This is a genomic window from Jiangella sp. DSM 45060 (assembly GCF_900105175.1).
In the GTDB taxonomy this organism is placed as follows: Bacteria; Actinomycetota; Actinomycetes; order Jiangellales; family Jiangellaceae; genus Jiangella.
In genome coordinates this window covers 3,982,566-3,998,866 of sequence record NZ_LT629771.1, presented here as the reverse complement: position 1 = coordinate 3,998,866, position 16,301 = coordinate 3,982,566, and the positions used below count along the sequence as shown (strand labels likewise).

The 16,301-nt window shown below is 71.1% G+C and carries 16 protein-coding genes; 6 read left to right on the top strand and 10 right to left on the bottom strand.

All coding sequences use genetic code 11. From position 1 onward, the window contains the following. Window positions 1-12 precede the first annotated feature (12 nt). Together BLU82_RS17950 and BLU82_RS17945 are read right to left on the bottom strand one after the other, a co-directional pair. On the bottom strand, window positions 13-2,055 hold the full coding sequence (locus BLU82_RS17950) for a M3 family metallopeptidase (protein WP_092622496.1): 2,043 nt from the start codon (window positions 2,053-2,055) through the stop codon (window positions 13-15). Between the two features lie 54 nt (window positions 2,056-2,109). Next, complete coding sequence (locus BLU82_RS17945; RefSeq protein WP_092622495.1) at window positions 2,110-2,940, bottom strand: amidohydrolase; 831 nt, start codon at window positions 2,938-2,940, stop codon at window positions 2,110-2,112. Between the two features lie 96 nt (window positions 2,941-3,036). Here BLU82_RS17945 and BLU82_RS17940 point away from each other — a divergent pair, with 96 nt between their 5' ends. The 3 genes from BLU82_RS17940 (at window position 3,037) to BLU82_RS17930 (ending at window position 5,160) form a co-directional block, all read left to right on the top strand. Continuing rightward, window positions 3,037-3,936 (top strand): aldose 1-epimerase family protein, encoded by a 900-nt coding sequence (locus BLU82_RS17940; protein WP_092622494.1) that lies wholly within the window; start codon window positions 3,037-3,039, stop codon window positions 3,934-3,936. Between the two features lie 9 nt (window positions 3,937-3,945). Further along, complete coding sequence (locus tag BLU82_RS17935) at window positions 3,946-4,890, top strand: DNA polymerase domain-containing protein (RefSeq protein WP_092622493.1); 945 nt, start codon at window positions 3,946-3,948, stop codon at window positions 4,888-4,890. Window positions 4,891-4,956: 66 nt separating this feature from the next. Continuing rightward, window positions 4,957-5,160 carry a cold-shock protein gene (locus BLU82_RS17930; RefSeq protein ID WP_053205609.1) on the top strand — a complete coding sequence of 68 codons (204 nt, stop codon included), beginning with the start codon at window positions 4,957-4,959 and terminating at the stop codon, window positions 5,158-5,160. A 29-nt stretch (window positions 5,161-5,189) separates the two neighbouring features. Here the strand turns inward: BLU82_RS17930 and tsrT are convergent, their stop codons facing one another. After that, entirely contained in the window at window positions 5,190-6,878 is a 1,689-nt protein-coding gene (gene tsrT / locus BLU82_RS17925; RefSeq protein WP_157741092.1) for a tryptophan 2-C-methyltransferase, read from the bottom strand. Between the two features lie 157 nt (window positions 6,879-7,035). On the opposite strand from tsrT, the gene BLU82_RS17920 reads away from it, so the two are divergent. Then, window positions 7,036-7,338: a helix-turn-helix transcriptional regulator gene (locus BLU82_RS17920; RefSeq protein WP_092625971.1), complete on the top strand. Its 303-nt coding sequence runs from the start codon at window positions 7,036-7,038 to the stop codon at window positions 7,336-7,338. Here BLU82_RS17920 and BLU82_RS17915 read toward each other — a convergent pair. Next, window positions 7,241-8,674, bottom strand: coding sequence for a tryptophanase (locus tag BLU82_RS17915; protein ID WP_197682295.1), 1,434 nt, complete (start codon window positions 8,672-8,674; stop codon window positions 7,241-7,243). The genes BLU82_RS17920 and BLU82_RS17915 overlap by 98 nt on opposite strands. A gap of 267 nt (window positions 8,675-8,941) precedes the next feature. Here BLU82_RS17915 and BLU82_RS17910 point away from each other — a divergent pair, with 267 nt between their 5' ends. Further along, complete coding sequence (locus BLU82_RS17910) at window positions 8,942-9,922, top strand: AraC family transcriptional regulator (protein ID WP_092622492.1); 981 nt, start codon at window positions 8,942-8,944, stop codon at window positions 9,920-9,922. 84 nt (window positions 9,923-10,006) lie between these two features. On the opposite strand, the gene BLU82_RS17905 is transcribed toward BLU82_RS17910, so the two are convergent. The 3 genes from BLU82_RS17905 to BLU82_RS17895 all read right to left on the bottom strand — a co-directional run bounded on the left by BLU82_RS17905 (window position 10,007) and on the right by BLU82_RS17895 (window position 13,790). Then, a complete protein-coding gene (locus tag BLU82_RS17905; RefSeq protein ID WP_255367080.1) occupies window positions 10,007-11,422 on the bottom strand; it encodes a helix-turn-helix domain-containing protein in 1,416 nt (471 codons plus the stop codon). Window positions 11,423-11,913: 491 nt separating this feature from the next. Further along, window positions 11,914-12,834 carry an SMP-30/gluconolactonase/LRE family protein gene (locus BLU82_RS17900; RefSeq protein ID WP_092622490.1) on the bottom strand — a complete coding sequence of 307 codons (921 nt, stop codon included), beginning with the start codon at window positions 12,832-12,834 and terminating at the stop codon, window positions 11,914-11,916. Between the two features lie 83 nt (window positions 12,835-12,917). Continuing rightward, on the bottom strand, window positions 12,918-13,790 hold the full coding sequence (locus BLU82_RS17895) for an IclR family transcriptional regulator (protein WP_092622489.1): 873 nt from the start codon (window positions 13,788-13,790) through the stop codon (window positions 12,918-12,920). An 896-nt stretch (window positions 13,791-14,686) separates the two neighbouring features. Between BLU82_RS17895 and BLU82_RS17890 the strand changes: the two genes are divergently transcribed. Beyond that, window positions 14,687-15,337, top strand: coding sequence for a hypothetical protein (locus tag BLU82_RS17890; protein ID WP_092622488.1), 651 nt, complete (start codon window positions 14,687-14,689; stop codon window positions 15,335-15,337). A 29-nt stretch (window positions 15,338-15,366) separates the two neighbouring features. Here the strand turns inward: BLU82_RS17890 and BLU82_RS17885 are convergent, their stop codons facing one another. From BLU82_RS17885 to BLU82_RS17875, 3 genes are all read right to left on the bottom strand, one after another. Further along, a complete protein-coding gene (locus BLU82_RS17885; RefSeq protein ID WP_092622487.1) occupies window positions 15,367-15,630 on the bottom strand; it encodes a helix-turn-helix domain-containing protein in 264 nt (87 codons plus the stop codon). Between the two features lie 62 nt (window positions 15,631-15,692). Then, the gene (locus BLU82_RS17880) at window positions 15,693-15,917 is read right to left on the bottom strand and encodes a helix-turn-helix transcriptional regulator (protein WP_069110879.1); all 225 of its coding nucleotides are present in this window, start codon (window positions 15,915-15,917) and stop codon (window positions 15,693-15,695) included. Between the two features lie 82 nt (window positions 15,918-15,999). Beyond that, entirely contained in the window at window positions 16,000-16,269 is a 270-nt protein-coding gene (locus BLU82_RS17875) for a helix-turn-helix domain-containing protein (protein WP_069110878.1), read from the bottom strand. Between the last annotated feature and the right edge of the window lie 32 nt (window positions 16,270-16,301).

Here is a 16,301-nt window from a genome sequence, read left to right as displayed (position 1 = left end):
GACCCTACGTGCCTACTGGGTGAGCCCGCGGCGGACCAGCAGCGGCTCGATCTGCGGGTCGCGGCCGCGGAAGTCGCGGAAGGCCTGCATGGCGTCGACGCTGCCGCCGCGGGAGAGCAGCGTGCGCCGGAAGTGGTCGCCGTTCTCGCGCCGCAGGCCGCCATTCTCCTTGAACCACTCGACGGTGTCGGCGTCGAGCACCTCGCTCCAGATGTAGGAGTAGTAGCCCGCGCTGTAGCCGCCGGCGAAGATGTGCGCGAAGTACGACGTGCGGTAGCGCGGCGGCACGGCGTCCAACGCGACGCCGGCCCGCTCGAGCGCGGCCGCCTCGAACGCCAGCGGGTCGTCGACGACGGTCCCGGCCGGGAGCTCGTGCCACGCGAGGTCGAGCAGCGTCGCCGCCAGGTACTCCGTCGTCGCGAAGCCCTCACCCCAGATCTGGGAGTCGAGCAGCCGCCGCACGAGGTCCTGCGGCAGCGGCGCGCCGGTCTCGTGATGGACGGCGTAGTTGGCCAGCACCTCCGGCCAGACCGCCCACATCTCGTTGACCTGCGACGGGAACTCGACGAAGTCGCGCAGCACGTGGGTGCCGGAGAAGGTCGGGTACGTGACGTCGGAGAACAGGCCGTGCAGGGCGTGGCCGAACTCGTGGAACATCGTGTTGACCTCGTCGAACGTCAGCAGCGCGAGCTCGCCGGCCGGCGGCTTGACGATGTTGAGGTTGTTGACGACGACGGCCTGGGTGCCCTGCAGCGCGGACTGGTCGACGAACGAGTTCATCCAGGCGCCGCCGCGTTTGGAGTCGCGGGTGAAGAAGTCGCCGATGAACAGGCCCAGCCCGCTGCCGTCGGCGTTGAACACCTCGAAGACGCGGGCGTCGGGGTGGTGGGCGACGAGGTCGTCGCGCTCGGTGAACGTCAGCCCGTACAGCTTCTCGGCGGCGAAGAAGACGCCGTCGCGCAGCACGCGGTTCAGCTCGAAGTACGGCCGCAGCTCGGCGGCGTCGATGTCGTACGTCGCGCGCCGCACCTGGTCGGAGTAGTGCGCCCAGTCCCACGCCCGCAGCTCGAACTCGTCGCCGATGGCGGCCTGCAGCTGGGCCGCCTCGGCGTGCGCGTTGGCGACGGCGGCCGGGGTCAGCTTGCCGAGCATGTCGTGGACGGCGGCCGGGGTCTTCGCGGTGCGGTCCTCGAGCACGTACGTCGCGTGGTCGGGGTGGCCGAACAGGGCGGCCCGCTCGGCCCGCAGCGTCGCGATGCGCGCGGCCGTCTCGCGGGTGTCGTGCTCGTTGCCGTTGGCGCCGCGGCCGACGGACGCGCGGTGGATGCGCTCGCGCAGCCCGCGGTCGGTCAGCGACGTCAGCACCGGCTGGCCGCTGGGCAGCACCAGCGTGATGACGTACTTGCCGTCGAGGCCGCGCTCGCGGGCGGTCTCGGCGGCGGCCGTGACGGCGTCGGCGGACAGCCCGGCCAGCTGCGCGGCGTCGTCGACGACGACGGCGGAGGCGTTGGTGTCGGCCAGCAGCTTGTTCTGGAACGCCGTCTCGAGGCCGGACAGCTCCTCGTTGACGGCGCGCAGTCGCTCCTGCTGCTCGGCGCTCAGCCCGGCGCCGGCGCGGACGAAGGCGAGGTGGGTGCGCTCCAGCAGCCGCCGCGACTCGGCGTCGAGGTCGTCGGCCGACGCCAGCAGCGCGTCGATGCGCGCGAACAGCCGTCCGTCGAGGTGAATGGCGTCGGAGTGTGCCGCCAGCTTCGGCGACACCTCGGCCTGGATGGCCTGGATCTCGTCGTCGCTGTCGGACGACGCCTGGTTGAAGAACACCGCGGCCACCCGCTGCAGCAGTTGCCCCGAGCGTTCGAGCGCCACGACCGTGTTCTCGAACGTCGGCGGTTCCGGGTCGGTGGCGATGGCCTCGACCTCGGCCCGCTGGTCGGACATGCCGCGCTCGAACGCCGGACGGTAGTGGGCGTTCTCGATGCGGTCGAACGGCGGCAGCCGGTAGGGCAGCTCACTGATCGTGTCGAACGGGTTCTGCTCTTCCGCGGGATTCTGCATACGGGAAAACTACCCGAGCAGCGACGAGGCCCCGCCGGCCACCGGTACGGGGCCTCACCGTGCGCCCTCGCCGAGCCCGTAGAAGCGCCTGGCCGTCACCGACCGCAGCGGTGTCGCGACCTCCGGCCCGTACCCGTCGACGACCGCGACGAGCGCCGACCACACCGGGTCGAACCCGCCGGCCCGCTCGGCGATCGGCCAGTCGCTGCCCAGCATCAGGCGGTCCGGGCCGAACAGCTCGATCGCGGTGTCGATCCACGGGCGCAGGTCGGTGCCGGGCGCGGGGTACAGGCCGGACACCTTCGCGTGCACCCGCGGGTTCGCCGCGACCGCGGCCAGCCGCTCGCGCCACGGCCCGGGGTCGGCGCCGAACGGCGGCGCGGCCAGGTGGTCGACGACGACGCGCAGCTCAGGCAGCCGCTCGCTCAGCTCCAGCAGCACCTCGAGGTGCCGGGGGAGCACCGCGACCAGGTCGAACGGGACGTCCGCGCGCTCCAGCAGCCGCAGCCCGTCGATCACCTCGGGACGCAGCAGCCAGTCGGGGTCCGGCCGGTCGTGGATGAGGTTGCGCACGCCCACGAAGCCGGGCCGCGCCGCCAGCTCGGCGAGCCGGTCCGCGGCCCGCGCCGGGTCGTCCAGCGGCACGTACCCGACGACGCCGAGCACGGCCGGGAACCCCGCGGCGACGGCGAACATCGCGTCGGTGTCCTCGTCGCTGTCGGCCGACTGCACCAGCACCGTCCCGGCGATGCCGTGCCGCTCCAGCAGCGGCGCCAGGTGCTCCGGGCCGTAGCGGCGGTGGATGACGGTGTCGGCCGGGTCCATCCACGGATACGCGACCGCCGACGGGTCCCAGAAGTGCTGGTGCGCGTCGATCAGCGGCATGCGTGGCCTCCGTGCGTCGATGGCGTCGCGGGCAGGCTATCGGGCGCCCGGCTACAGTGACCGCGGCCGGCACCGTCACCTGAGCGAGGAGAGCCCGTGGACAGCACCCATGCGATCCAGCTCGGCGACACCCGTGCGGTCGTGTCCGAATTCGCGGCGGCGCTGCGCTCGCTGACCGTCGGCGGCACCGAGCTGATCGAGCCGCACACCGCCTTCGGCCCGCCGCCGCTGGCCGCCGGTGCCGTCCTCGTGCCCTGGCCCAACCGGGTCGACGGCGGCCGCTGGAACTACGCCGGGGTCGAGCAGCAACTGAACATCACCGAGGCCGCCGGGCACGCCGTCCACGGCCTGCTGCTGACCACCCGCTACTCCCAGGCCGGCGGCGGCGCCGCGTCCGTCACGCTGGCCGCGCCGATCACGCCGCAGGCGGGCTACCCGTTCACGCTGGACACCTCCGTCGAGTACCAGCTGACGCCCGACGGCGTCAACGTCAGGCACCGCATCCGCAACGCCGGCGGCGGGCCCGCGCCCGTCGCCGTCGGGGCGCATCCGTACCTGCGCATCGGCGACGTGCCCGCGCGCGACCTCACCCTCACCCTGCCCGCCGGCCGGGCCTTCCACCTGGACGAGCGGAGCATCCCCACCGGCACGTTCGACGTCACCGGCACCGGACACGACCTGCGCGGCGGCGTCCGGCCCGGCGAGGGGACGGCGCACGGCTGCTTCACCGACCTCGACGTCGCCGGCGGCGTCGTCACCACGTCGCTGCGGGCGCCCGACGGCCGCACTCTGGAGCTGTGGCAGGAGCCCGCGTTCGGCTACGTCCAGCTGTGGGTCACCGACTACTTCCCGGGCCCCGACGGCCCCGTCGACGCCGTCGCCGTCGAGCCGATGACGGCGCCGCCGAACGCGCTGCGCACCGGCGAGGCGCTGCGCTGGCTGCTGCCCGACGAGACGTGGACGCTCACCTGGGGTGTGCGCCTCGTCGCGGGATAGGTTGGCTCCATGAGCGCCGACGAGGAACGCGACGGCGTCCCGCTGACCCACCTCGACCAGCCGCTGTCCGACGACGGTGCCACCAAGCGCGACCTCGTCGACTACCTCGACGCCGTGCACGAGCGGTTGCTGCCGGGATTGGCCGGCCGGCCGCTGTCGGTGGTCCGGGTCCGGCCCGGGCAGCCCGGCTTCATGCAGAAGAACGTGCCCAAGTACGCGCCGTCCTGGATCCCGACCGTCAAGCTGTGGGCGCAGGCGTCCAAGCGCGAGGTGTCGTACGCGCTGTGCAACGACCGCCGCACGCTGCTGTGGTTCGCCAACCAGCGGGCCGTCGAGTACCACCCGACGCTGGTGCTGGCCGAGCGGTGGGACGTCCCCACACACCTCATCATGGACATCGACCCGCCCGAGGGCGAGCCGTTCGCCGTCGCCGCGGCCGCCGCCCACCTCGTCCGCCGCGCCCTCGAGAACGACGGCCTGGCCGGCGCGGTGAAGACCAGCGGCTCGAAGGGCGTGCACATCTTCGTGCCGCTCGAGCCGCACTCCCACGAGGACGTCGCCGCCGCCACGCGCGCGCTGGCCGCCCGCGCCGAGCGGCTCGACCCCGCGCTGGCCACCACGGCGTACATCAAGGACGACCGCGACGGCAAGGTGTTCCTCGACTCCACCCGGGCCGGCGGCGCCACCGTCGTCGCGGCGTACAGCCCGCGGCTGCGGCCGGGCCTGCCGGTCTCGTTCCCGGTCGGCTGGGACCGCCTCGACTCCGTCTCCCCGCTCGACTTCACCGTCCACACCGCCCCCTCCCTCCTCGGCGGCGACGATCCCTGGGCCGCGGCCATGCCGGCGCCCCAGCGCCTCCCCTCCGACCTCGTCGACGAAGGCCACACCATTCCCGTCGCGCGGGTCGCCGCCATGCGCGAGGGCAAGCGACGCGCCCGGGAGCGGCAGCAATAGGGCCGGTCAGCGGCGTGCTAGGGTCTGCGGCGGTTGAGACTTACCCACGAAGAGGAGCAACACAGCATGGCGCAGGGCACTGTCAAGTGGTTCAACGGTGAGAAGGGCTTCGGCTTCATCGAACAGGACGGTGGCGGCGCGGACGTCTTCGTGCACTACAGCGCGATCGCATCCAGCGGCTTCCGCACGCTCGAGGACAACGCCCGGGTCGAGTTCGACATCACCCAGGGCCAGAAGGGCCCGCAGGCGGAGAACGTCCGCACCATCTGAAGCGTGGTCAGGCGGCACCGTCACCGGGTTCAGGCCGGGACGGTGCCGCCCATGATCTCCGCGCGCAGCGGCCAGTGTGACCAGAAGGCGCCCTTGTAGCCCAGTTCCGTCAGCCGGAGCAGGAACGGGTTGTCGGCGTAGTTGTTGTCCTCCGGCGTCAGGCCGGGCGCCGTCGGCAGCATGACCCGCGGGCGGTCGCGCAGCGGCACCCACTCCCACAGCAGCTCGAGGCTGGTCAGCCAGCGGTCGCCGGAGCGGGTGTTCCGGGCGCCCTCGGGCAGCGCGGGGGAGAAGTAGTACACCGGCCGGAACCCGCCCATCGGGTCGAACATGAACTGCCGCTCGTATTCCACCCGGCTGTGGCACTGCTCCAGCGTCGACAGCAGGATCGGCGCCGTCGCGGTGTTGGACTGCAGGCCGGGGACGGCGCGGGTGCCGCCGCTGCGGGCGGCGAGGTCGCGGCCCAGCGGCGAGTACGGGAACGCGCGGAGGCCGAGCGTGAAGCCGACCACCGTCGCGTCCAGCGCGAGCAGGCCGTCGACGCAGTCGTGCATGGTCTCGGCGGTCTCGCCGGGCATGCCGAGCAGCGCCTCGACCATCGTCAGCATCCCGTACCGCGTCGCCAGCTCGCACAGCCGCTGCACGTCGGCGTAGCCGTAGAACCGGGTGCCGCGGCCGGTCACCTTCCAGCCGTTCAGGACGTCGTCGCGGACGTGGTCGGGCGCGACGTTGATGCCCGCGCAGCCGGCCTCGGCCAGCAGCGCCGCGTACTCCTCGTCGAACGGCGCCGGCTGCACGTAGATCCACAATCGCAGGTCGTGCAGCGGCGAGTACCGGTCGGTGCGCTTGCGCCGGACGATCTCGCGCAGCACCGCCTTGCTGTGCGCGATGTTGAGGTTGAACTCGCTGTCGGTCGTGTGCAGGTCGTGCACGCCCTGCGCCGTCAGCAGCTCCATCTCGTCGACGACGGCAGCCTCGGCGCGGCGGGCGAACCGGTTGCCCTTGGCATCCGGCTCGACGCAGTGCGCGCAGGCGAACGTGCAGCCGTTCTTCGTCAGGATGTTGCCCAGCCCGCCGCGCTCGTAGTAGGCGAGGTTGTCGACCTTGTCCGGCACGCCGGAGCGCCGCGTGTACGGCGTCGACCGGTTCACCAGGTCGACCCGGCCGTCCGCCGTCAGCTGCGTGCGGTGCGGGATCTGCCGGACGTCGCCGCGGCCGAGGTTGATGATCAGTCCGGGCACCTTCGCCGGCGAGTCGTCGTTGGCCAGCATCGTCGCCAGCTCGACCAGCGTCACCTCGCCCGGCCCCTTGACGCCGTAGTCGATGCCGAACCAGTCGACCAGCGCGAACGGCATCGACGAGAACCCCACCCCGCCGCCCACGATCGGCGCCGTCGTCCACCGCTGTACCTCGCGCACGATGTCGCGGTGGGAGTCGAGGAAGACGCGTTGCTCCTGCGGGTAGATCGTGTCCGTGTTCCGGAAGGTCATGCCGACCAGCACCGGCCGGTGCTCACCGAAGTAGGCCGCGACGGTGTGCCGCCACCGGTCGCGCACCAGCGTCAGGTCGACCACGTCCACCTCGAAGCCGGCGGCCTCGAGTGACGTGGTGAGGATGTCCAGCGCATACGGCGTGATGGGCGGGTGCACCAGATTCGGGTTCACCAGCGTGACGAGCGGGCGGTTCACGTACGCCTCCCCGGGGATGGAGTCGATCATCCAGCGTGACACCCAGGCAGCGCGATGGGGAGGGGGCCGATTTTCTGCACTCGCCTGAGATGACCCGCTGACCTGCGGCTTTTCGCGAACTGGACAGGACTCTTCGTGTTCTGTCCTGGCATGCCCGCGCACGATTGATCAGGCTCGATGTGTGAAGATGATCGTCCGCACCGCAGGCGCGACGTCCCCCGATGAGACCGTCGGCACCGTGATCCGCCAGGCCCGGGGCCGGCTCGGCTACAGCCAGTACGGCGTCGCCGACGAGCTCGTTCGCATCTCCGGCAACGGCGCGCTCACCCGCGACGAGGTCGCCCGCTGGGAGCGCGGCAAACGCATCCCCGGCCCGTACTGGCGGCAGTGGATCAGCCAGGTCCTGGACGTGGCCTCGTCGGACCTGGAACGGGCCGCTCGAGCCGCCCGGCTGGCCCGGCGGGCTCGCCGGGCGCGAGCACGGCCGTGAAGTGCCGCAGCGGCCCGGTCTGCTCGACGATCCGGTAGCCCGGGATCTCCGCCGCCTTCGCCACGACGGTGGCCGCGCTCTCGGCGACGTACTCGAGGTGGCTCCTGGTGTAGACCCGCCGGGGCAGCGCGAACCGGACGAGCTCGCGCGGCGCCGGTAGATCGTCGCCGCCGTCCGGCGCCGGTCGGCCGAACACCAGCGTCCCCAGCTCGGAGACCCGCACCGCTCCGGCCAGGTACAGCTCGTTGGCCAGCGCCGTCGCGGGTAGCCGGTGCGGCGGCACGTGCGGCAGCAGGGCCGCGGCGTCGACGTACACGGCGTGGCAGCCGGTGGGCTGCAGCACGGGCAGGCCGGCCTCGGCCAGCTGGTCGCCGAACCACCGGGTCGTCTGAGCGCGATACCGCAGGTAGTCCGGTTCGGTCACCTCGAGCAGGCCCTGGGCCAGCGCCTCCAGGTCGCGCCCGGCCAGTCCGCCGTACGTCGGGAATCCCTCGACGGCGATCAGCTCGTCGCGGCAGCGGCGGGCCAGCTCGGCATCGCGCAGCGCGATCAGCCCGCCGATGTTCGCCACCCCGTCCTTCTTCAGGCTCGCCCAGCAGCCGTCGGCGAGGGCGAACACCTCGCGGGCGACGTCGCGGGGGGCCCGGCCGGCGTGCGCCGGGTCGCGCTCGGTGATGAGGTAGGCGTTCTCCGCGAACCGCGACGCGTCCAGCAGCAGCGTCACGCCGTGCCGGTCGCACAGTTCGCGGACCGCGGCGACGTTGCCCAGCGACACCGGCTGCCCGCCGCCTGCGTTGTTCGTCACTGTCAGCACCACGCACCGCACCCGGGAGCCGCCGGGCCCGGACAGCAGATCGCGCAGCGCGGGAACGGACAGGTCGCCGCCGAACGGCGCCGGGCCGGTCTGCTCGGCCGGGAGGTCGACGGCCTCGGCGCCGGCCGCCTCCACGCTGGCCCGCGTCGTGTCGAAATGCGTGTTCGCCACCGACACGTCGCCGGGCCGCAGCAACCGGCCGAGCAGGATCCGCTCGGCCGCCCGCCCCTGATGCGCGGGGATCACCTCCGGGTAGCCGGTCAGCTCACGCACCACCGCCTCGAACCGCTCGTACGACCGCGCGCCCGCGTACGACTCGTCGCCGACCATGAGGGCGGCCCACTGCGCCGCTGACATCGCGCTCGTCCCCGAGTCGGTGAGCAGGTCGATGGTGATGGCGCGAGCCGGCACCCGGAACAGGTTGAACCCGGCCTCCCGCAGCGCGCGACGGCGCTCGGTCAGGCTGGGGAACGGTATCGGCTCGACGGCCTTGATGCGGAACGGCTCCATGAACGCGGGCACGGATAGTCCCTTCGCGCGGTGCGACTCGACGTCATCAAGCTTGTACGAACGTGAAGCGTCGCAGGTAGGGGCCAATTCGAGACACCGACGATCTTGTGACAATTGGCCTGCATCTGTGACACTCTGCGGTCGTGACGGCCGGCTCTGTGCGGGGCTATCGTGACGGAGTCCTGCCCGGCCAGGGCTGTTGACGCGCCGCGCGGCATTCTCGCGGCCGAGGCTGGGTGCCCGCTCCGAGGTCGGGGAGAATCCGCAGGGGAACCCGCCATGATCGCACCACCGTTGCAACGGTTCGAGTTGTTCTACACCGAGGATCTCGACGACGCCCGCGACCTCGTGGGCCAGGTCTTCGTGCCTCATCGACTGGATCTGGCTGGCGGGTGCACGAAAGTGCGCGCACGCATGCACACGAAGCGTCTCGACCGCCTCGCGGCCAACTATGTGACCTACGGTGGCGGCGTACTCATCGAACCGGGCGAGCTAGGGTCTTTCTTCGTCGTCCAGGTGCCGCTGGCCGGCCAGAGCCTGGTCCAGTACGGCGGCGAAGAACTGCTGTCCACGCCCGATACCGCTTCTGTGGTCTCGCCCACGATCCCGCTCACTCAGCGCTGGTCGACAGATTGTGCGCAACTCATCCTGCGCCTGGAACGGCCGGCGCTCGAAGCGCACCTGCGTCACCTCACCGGCGCGCCACTGCCGAAACCGCTTCGGTTCGACCTCGGTATGGACATCAGCACGGGATCCGGCCGTATGTGGGCGGGGCACTTCCGCCTGCTGGTCGACGAGCTCGATCGCACCGACGGCAGCATGGTCACGAATCCTCTGGTGTTCACTGAGCTCGAGGACTTGCTCATGACCTCACTTCTCGTTGCGCAGCCGCACAACTACTCGCACCTGCTGACCGCGTCGCAGCTCAGTCCGATTCCGAATCGTGCCGTCACCATGGTCCGCGAGATGATCGAGAACCACCCCGAATGGGAGCACACTGTCGCGAGCCTAGCCAAGCTGGCTCAGGTGAGTGTGCGGGCCCTCCAACTCGCTTTCCGGCAACACGTCGGCGTCACACCGCGCGAATACCTGTGGTCGGTGCGGATGCGGCGGGCGCGTGAGGAACTGCTCGCCTCCCAACGTGACACGACGACGGTTGCCCGGGTTGTCGCCAGGTGGGGCCTGGGCCATCCCGGCCGGTTCGCCGCCTTGTACGTCAAGCAGTACGGGGAGCTGCCATCGGAAACACTGGCGCGGTGAACGGCAACGCGGCGATCTGAGCGCGTCCACTCGACCGCCTGTGATGGTCCCGCGTCCGTTGCCCGCTGTCGCCTCAGACCTGCGTCAGCCGAACAGGTCCAGCTGCGGCGCCAGCGTGCGCGCCTCGTCCACCAGCGACCGGACGGCGGTCAGCGCGGCCTCGACGTCGGCGTCGCTGACCCGGTTGTCCCGGCCGACCGGGCGGCCCAGGCTCAGCTGCCGCTGGCGCAGAAGCTCCAGGTGACCGAACCGGTCGCCGAACTGGGCGATGACCGACCGTGCGACGACCTCGCCGTCGCGGCCCGGCGCCGGCCGCAGTCCCTGCGCCGCCAGCAGTCCGCATCCCACCAGTTGTGCCGCCTGGCAGACCAGCACGAACGCCGAGCCCGCCGATGCCGCCATGACGTCCTCCGCTGCCGTCAGGTGGTGCGTGGCGAGGTCGAGGTAGGGCCGTGCGTCGGCGGCCGGCCCGCTGAACAGCTCCAGCCGATTGCCGGCCAGCAGCTCCGCGATGACCTCGATGCCGTCCGGCCAGCCGCGGGACGCGGCGGGCGCGCTCTCGGCTGATGCCGGCGGCGCGACGTGGACCACTGACACGCGACCGCGCTGGCGGGGGATGCGCAGCCGTTCCAACGGCCGGGGCCGGGGGAGCGTTCGCACGGCCGGCTGCGATTCGTGGCCGGCCGGTACCCGCCGGACGCCGTAGTCCGGCCGCCCGATCAGAGCGAACGCGACCCGCCGATGTATTCGTCGTTCGGCCCTGCGGGCCGCCGCGATGAGTTCCGGCCGCCCGGGCGTGTGGTCGTCGTCGGGGGTCAGTCGCACCTGGATGACGTCGGGCTCCGGCCCGACGACGCCGGCGAACCGCTCCGCCCAGGTGCCGGTCAGCGCGATGCGGGCGACGCCGGTGACCCGGCCGAACTCCTCGCCGACGATCTGCGGCACGCCGTAGGTGCCACGGATCAACTCGGTGAGCGGCCCGATCGTCGTGCGGTCGGTGGCCGCCCGCATGAGCCGGATGGCGCCGTCGTTACGCCTGGTCAGGATGCCGGCATCCTCGAGCAGCTTGGCTTCCTTCGACACCGACGCTAGTGAGCCGCCGGCGTGGTCGGCCAGCTCCGTCAGGCTGAAGGCGCGGTCTGGGTTCAGCAGGGTGGCCGCGAGGATGCCGGCCTGGACCCGCGATCGGAACACGGGCAGCAGCGCCGGCGTGCCCTGCGGCCGACGGGCGATGCCGTTCTGCGGTGGCGGGGCGACCGCCACCGCGTGTCCCAGCCGGCTCTGCCGCCGGGCCGTGGCTGCCCCTGCGTCGAGGTGCTCGGCCGGGACCTCGAGGACCACCGCGAGCCACTTCCGCCACTCGCGCCGCGGCACCTGCCTGCCACGTTCCCACCGGGCGACGCGGTCACGACCCATCGTGGGCTTGCCGGAGATGGCCGCGAGGCGGTCGGCCAGGGTGTACTGGCTCATGCGCAGACGCTGCCGGGCTGAGCGGATCATCTGTCCGATGGGCTGTTCAGGTGCGCCGTGCGATTCCGCGTTCATGTCTGTACACACCTCTTTCGGAGGCACTGCTCCGGGGGTAATGCGCTGGCCTCCTGCTCGGAGATTACGGCGACCTTCGTTCCCTCGCCGGTGCACTTCGCGACGAACACTGTCCACTTTGCGAAAAGAGTCGGTTCATCCGCTGACGTCGATGTTTCACCAGGTCAGCACCGTGTATCGGGGTGAGAGTCGTTCCCTGTCCGAGTCGGCCGGAGGTTGTCACGCTGACCTCAGTGATGCGACTGGGAGTGTGCGACATGAGCCGAAGGAGAATACGTCTCGAGGATTTGCTGGTCGACGACAACGCGCCGACTCGCGAATGCGCGACCATCATCGACACCACGGTGTGGGGACTGTTTTCGTCGTGATCGGTCCTGGCGGCTGCCCGCCGCCATGGACCACCTCGTCCGGCAGTGGCCCTCGGCCTCCCGGCTCGCATATCGGCGTCAGTCGAGCTCGTACGGCCGGGGCTCGAACAGCCGTTGCGGGATCCCGTGCCGGGGGAACGACCTGTGCGGCTGCCCTTGGACCGGCGTGGTGACGACGAAGACGTCGCCGGCCAGCCGGCCCTGGCGGCCGTACGACGGAGCCGCCTGGGCCGCCGTCGTGATGTACAGCTCGTTGCCGTGCGGACCGCCGAACGCGCAGCTGGACACGTTCGGGGTGGGTACGGAGACGGCGCCGAGGGGGCGGCCGTCGGGGGCGTAGCGGCGGACCTCGCCAGCGCCCCAGACGGCCAGCCAGAGACAGCCCTCGGTGTCGACCGTGAGGCCGTCGGGCAGGCCGTCGCCCGCCGGGATCTCGATGAACGGCTCGGGATCTGAGGGGACACCCGCGACGGCGTCCCACCGGTACCGGTTGACCGTCTGCGCGATGGTGTCGGCGTGGTAGAACCAGCGGCCGTCGGGGCTCCAGTCGAGGCCGTTGGACATGCCGATGCCGTCGACCAGCGCCGCTGTGCTGCCGTCGGCGTCGACGCGGTAGAGCGTGCCGGTGAAGCGCGGGTCGTGTGCGGCGGTCCCGGCCACGAACCGCCCGCCCGGATCGCACTTGCCGTCGTTGAACTGGGTGGCACGATCGGGTTCGATCTGCTGCCACAGGACGGGCAGATCGTTCCAGCCGGGCAGCACCAGGAGGCCGCGACGGCTCGCGAGCAGGTATCCGCCGCCCTCGATGAGCGCCATGCTGCCCAGGGGCTCACCGATCTGCCGGTACGCGACGTCACGGCTGGCGCGGTCCCAGCGCCACAGGTGACCGGCCGGGATGTCGACCCAGTACAGGGTGTCGGTGGCGGTGTCGTAGACGGGACCCTCGCCGACGCCCGAGCGGCAGTGGACCAGCAGGCGCGGCTGGATCGTGTTCACCATCGTCGATTGGCCCGTCCTCTCGTCGCGATCTCGTCCGGGCCACCGGCCCGGGCCGCCCGCCTCCGCACCGCGGGCGGGCCGGGTCAGCCGCCGATGCTCTGGCCATTGGGGTCGCCGGCCAGCGCATCGGCGATCTCGGTCAGCCGGGCGGCGACCCCCGGGACGTCGCCCATCGCGAACCGGCTGGCCGGCGCGCTGACGCTCAGCGCGGCGGGCAGCCGGGTGCCGAGGATCGCGACGGCGACGCAGCGGCCGTCCTCTTCGTTCTCGCCGTCGTCGATCGCGTAGCCCTGGCGTCGGATGCGGTCGAGTTCGTCGAGCAACTGGTCGGACGAGGTGATGGTACGGCTGGTACGCGGCTTGAGGTCGACCTGCTCGAGCAGCTCGGTGACCTGGGATGCGGGCAGCTGTGCGGCGATGGCCTTGCCCAGCGCGGTGCAGTGCAGCGGGTCGCGGCTGCCGCTGACGCTCACCATGCGCACGGCGCGCGAGCTCTCGGCAACCTCGACGTAGCGGACAGCGGTGCCGTCGAGAACACCCAGGTTCGTGGTCTCGCCGGTCTCGTCGCGCAAGCGCTCCAGCCATGGCCGGGCGCGGTCCTGCAGGACCTCGAGGTCGCGGGACTGCATACCGACGAAGCCGAGGCCGAGCCGGTAGCGGCCGTCGCCGTCGCGCTCGACATAGCGGTGCTTCTCCAGCGTCCACAGGTAGCGGAACGCGGTGGCCTTGGCCATGCGGATGGAGCGGTGGATCTCGACGAGCGACATGGGCTCCGGTGATTCCTGGAGCACGTTGAGCATCGAGACGACCCGTTCGACGGATCGGTTGTTGTACTTGCGGGCCTGTTCCGGGGTAGCGGTGGCCGGATCGGGCGCGGCGTGGACATCGATGTGCTCGTCGGCGGACTCGGGGTCGAGATCGTCTGAGTTACGGCCTGCGGGCCGACTGCGTGGCATGACGCCGCCTCCATGGTTCTGGACCTGAACCTGCAGTTTCAGAAGATACCGGAATCAAGATCATCTACCAGGGGCCAGTTTTGCGGACCCGTCACGCCGGCAATCCTGCAGATCCCATCACCTGATCCGTACCGCAGGCATCGCTGCGAACTCGCCCCTGGCATGGTCTCCGTCAATCGTAGCGAGATTTGCCAAGTGGAGCATCAGTTTCGTTAAACAAAACGTGCTCGATCTTGCCCCGTTCCCGGGGCCCGATCGACCCGCCTCGGTTCGCCAGAGCGCCGACGGGGTGCCTGTGACGGCAACACTGCCTCGTGGCTCCCGGTGACCCGTCGACCCACGCCTGCGCCGGCTCCTCGTGAGCGTTGGCATCGACCACACGGTCCGCGGCGGCCCTCCTGCGTCTCGGTGCGCGGCGTCGGATGAGGTCAGGGTGGCTCGCGGCGCGTCGACGGCATGGAGAGCCGGCGGCGACGCTGGCGTACGTGCTGGGGCGGTGGGTGCGCGTGGCGCCAGTGGCTGGGTAGCAACACCATCGACCGCGGCACCATCGTCTGACGGCGACGTAGCCGAAAATCGCTTGAATCGGTGGGCGTGCATCCGGGTTTGTGGCAGACTTCGAGTCGACAGACGATGAGTAGCAGATTCGGGGATGGGGTCGCACGCCGCGGCACGGGCAGACCTATGGCGCCGGTCCGGCGGGCGACGGCACGTCCCCAGGTTGCGCATCGCCTGTGTCATAGGAGAATGGTCGATCAAGAGCCGGAGCCCGCCCGGTCACCTCGAACGAGGTGGTGAGGTGCTCGACACCCGCTCGTGATCGCCCTGTCGGCTGCGACCCCGGCCAGCCAGAGACCCTGTCTGCCCACCATGCCGTGCGAGCGAGGTAACCGGACATGGCCGAGCTGCCTGCGAACCCGATGTCGATCGAACTGAACGTCACCCACCGCATGCTCTGGTGGCAGACGCTCGAGGAGGACGATCTTCCCGAGCACTGGCACGTGTCCGCGGACGTGTGGAAGCTCGACGTGTGCCGCGCTGAGCACCGCCACGTCGGCGACTTCGCCCTGGTCGTCGCCGATCTCAACGGCGACCGCAACCTCCTCGACAGCATCGAGCTGGGGGAGTGGGCACTGGAGTTCATCGCCGAGACCGTCATCGACCTCGCGGAAGGCACCCTGGTCCCCGACCTGGACGATCAGATCAGCGAGGGATTGCCGCGCATGGTGATCCTGAAGCGGTTCGAGCTGGCCGAGTCGTGGCGCGGTCACGGCCTGGCCGCACCGCTGATCGCGGCGGCGTTGGGGCGGTTCGCCACGACGGCGCGGCTCGCCGTCTGCCGCCTCTCGCCCGCCGACTTCCGCGCCACCGCCGCCGACCGCGTATCGGCCGAGCTGGCCTGCCTGCGGATGGGGGCGCTGCTGGAAGGCATCGGCTTCTACCTGTGGCGCGGGGTGTATGTGGTCGACCTGCGCGATCCGGCGCTCGCCGACGCCAGTTTCGATTCACTCGAGCGCTGGGGTCCGTACAGCGACCCGGGTCTGTGACGGCAAGGGCCGGACGTCAGCTGCGGACGTCAGGTGGCGGGCGGAGGCTGCTGGGTGCCGGTCAGCAGGTCGCACGGGTTGGTCTCGAGCGCTGCCGCCAAGAGGTAGAGGTTGTCCAGCGTCAGATTGCGGGTGCCGCGTTCGACGCCGCCGGAGAACTTGCCGCGGTAGCCCATGCGGGCGTCCAGCTGTCGCTGCGTCAGTCCGAGCGCCGTGCGGCGGGCGCGCGCCGTCTCGCCGAAGGCCATGAGGAATTCGGCCTTGCGGGTCTTGACGTCGTCGTGTGCGGGCATCCCCTCACCGTCGAGGCATGATGATCGTTTCGTCGACAGACTATGGAGAGCACCCGCCGGCGTCAGAGCAGATCGCGGGCGGTAACTCCCAGGGCGCGGGCGAGCCGATGGATGTTCAGCAGCGCCACATTGCGTTCGCCGCGCTCGATCGAGCCGACGTAGGTGCGATGGAGGTTGGCGCGGTCGGCGAGGTCCTCCTGACTGAGGCCCAGCTCACGGCGGAGCTCCCGGACGCGAGTGCCGAACGCGCTGAGGGCGCGGCGCTCGTCGTCGGGAGGCTGGGGCACTCGTCTACGCTGCGGGTCGCCCCCTCCAAGATCTACAGACTATGAGTAGCATGCCCGGGTTCGGCGAGTCTGGGTGAGGGCGCTATTCGGGCACAGTGGGCAGAACGGGTGGCGGGTGATCGGGCAGCAGATCGCTGGCCGATCGCCCCAACGCCCCTGCTAGGAGGTGCACGACGAAGATCGACGGGGTCCGCTCGGCGCGCTCGAGCATCCCGACGTACGAGCGATCCAGGCCGGCGGCGATGGCCAGGGCCTCCTGGCTCAGCTCAGGCTCGGCGGCGTCGCGCAGCTCTTGGAGCCGGGCGCCGAACGCCTCGCGCAGGCCGCGGGCGTACTCCTCGGTCGTGGACACTCGTCCACGGTCGGGGTCGTGGGAACTATGGG

Bases quoted from the DNA above. Each gene is read 5' to 3' on its own strand.
- BLU82_RS17950 (WP_092622496.1), bottom strand. From the start codon at position 2,055: ATGCAGAATCCCGCGGAAGAGCAGAACCCGTTCGACACGATCAGTGAG.
- BLU82_RS17945 (WP_092622495.1), bottom strand. From the start codon at position 2,940: ATGCCGCTGATCGACGCGCACCAGCACTTCTGGGACCCGTCGGCGGTC.
- BLU82_RS17935 (WP_092622493.1), top strand. From the start codon at position 3,946: ATGAGCGCCGACGAGGAACGCGACGGCGTCCCGCTGACCCACCTCGAC.
- BLU82_RS17930 (WP_053205609.1), top strand. From the start codon at position 4,957: ATGGCGCAGGGCACTGTCAAGTGGTTCAACGGTGAGAAGGGCTTCGGC.
- tsrT (WP_157741092.1), bottom strand. From the start codon at position 6,878: ATGATCGACTCCATCCCCGGGGAGGCGTACGTGAACCGCCCGCTCGTC.
- BLU82_RS17920 (WP_092625971.1), top strand. From the start codon at position 7,036: ATGATCGTCCGCACCGCAGGCGCGACGTCCCCCGATGAGACCGTCGGC.
- BLU82_RS17910 (WP_092622492.1), top strand. From the start codon at position 8,942: ATGATCGCACCACCGTTGCAACGGTTCGAGTTGTTCTACACCGAGGAT.
- BLU82_RS17905 (WP_255367080.1), bottom strand. From the start codon at position 11,422: ATGATCCGCTCAGCCCGGCAGCGTCTGCGCATGAGCCAGTACACCCTG.
- BLU82_RS17900 (WP_092622490.1), bottom strand. From the start codon at position 12,834: ATGGTGAACACGATCCAGCCGCGCCTGCTGGTCCACTGCCGCTCGGGC.
- BLU82_RS17895 (WP_092622489.1), bottom strand. From the start codon at position 13,790: ATGCCACGCAGTCGGCCCGCAGGCCGTAACTCAGACGATCTCGACCCC.
- BLU82_RS17890 (WP_092622488.1), top strand. From the start codon at position 14,687: ATGGCCGAGCTGCCTGCGAACCCGATGTCGATCGAACTGAACGTCACC.
- BLU82_RS17885 (WP_092622487.1), bottom strand. From the start codon at position 15,630: ATGCCCGCACACGACGACGTCAAGACCCGCAAGGCCGAATTCCTCATG.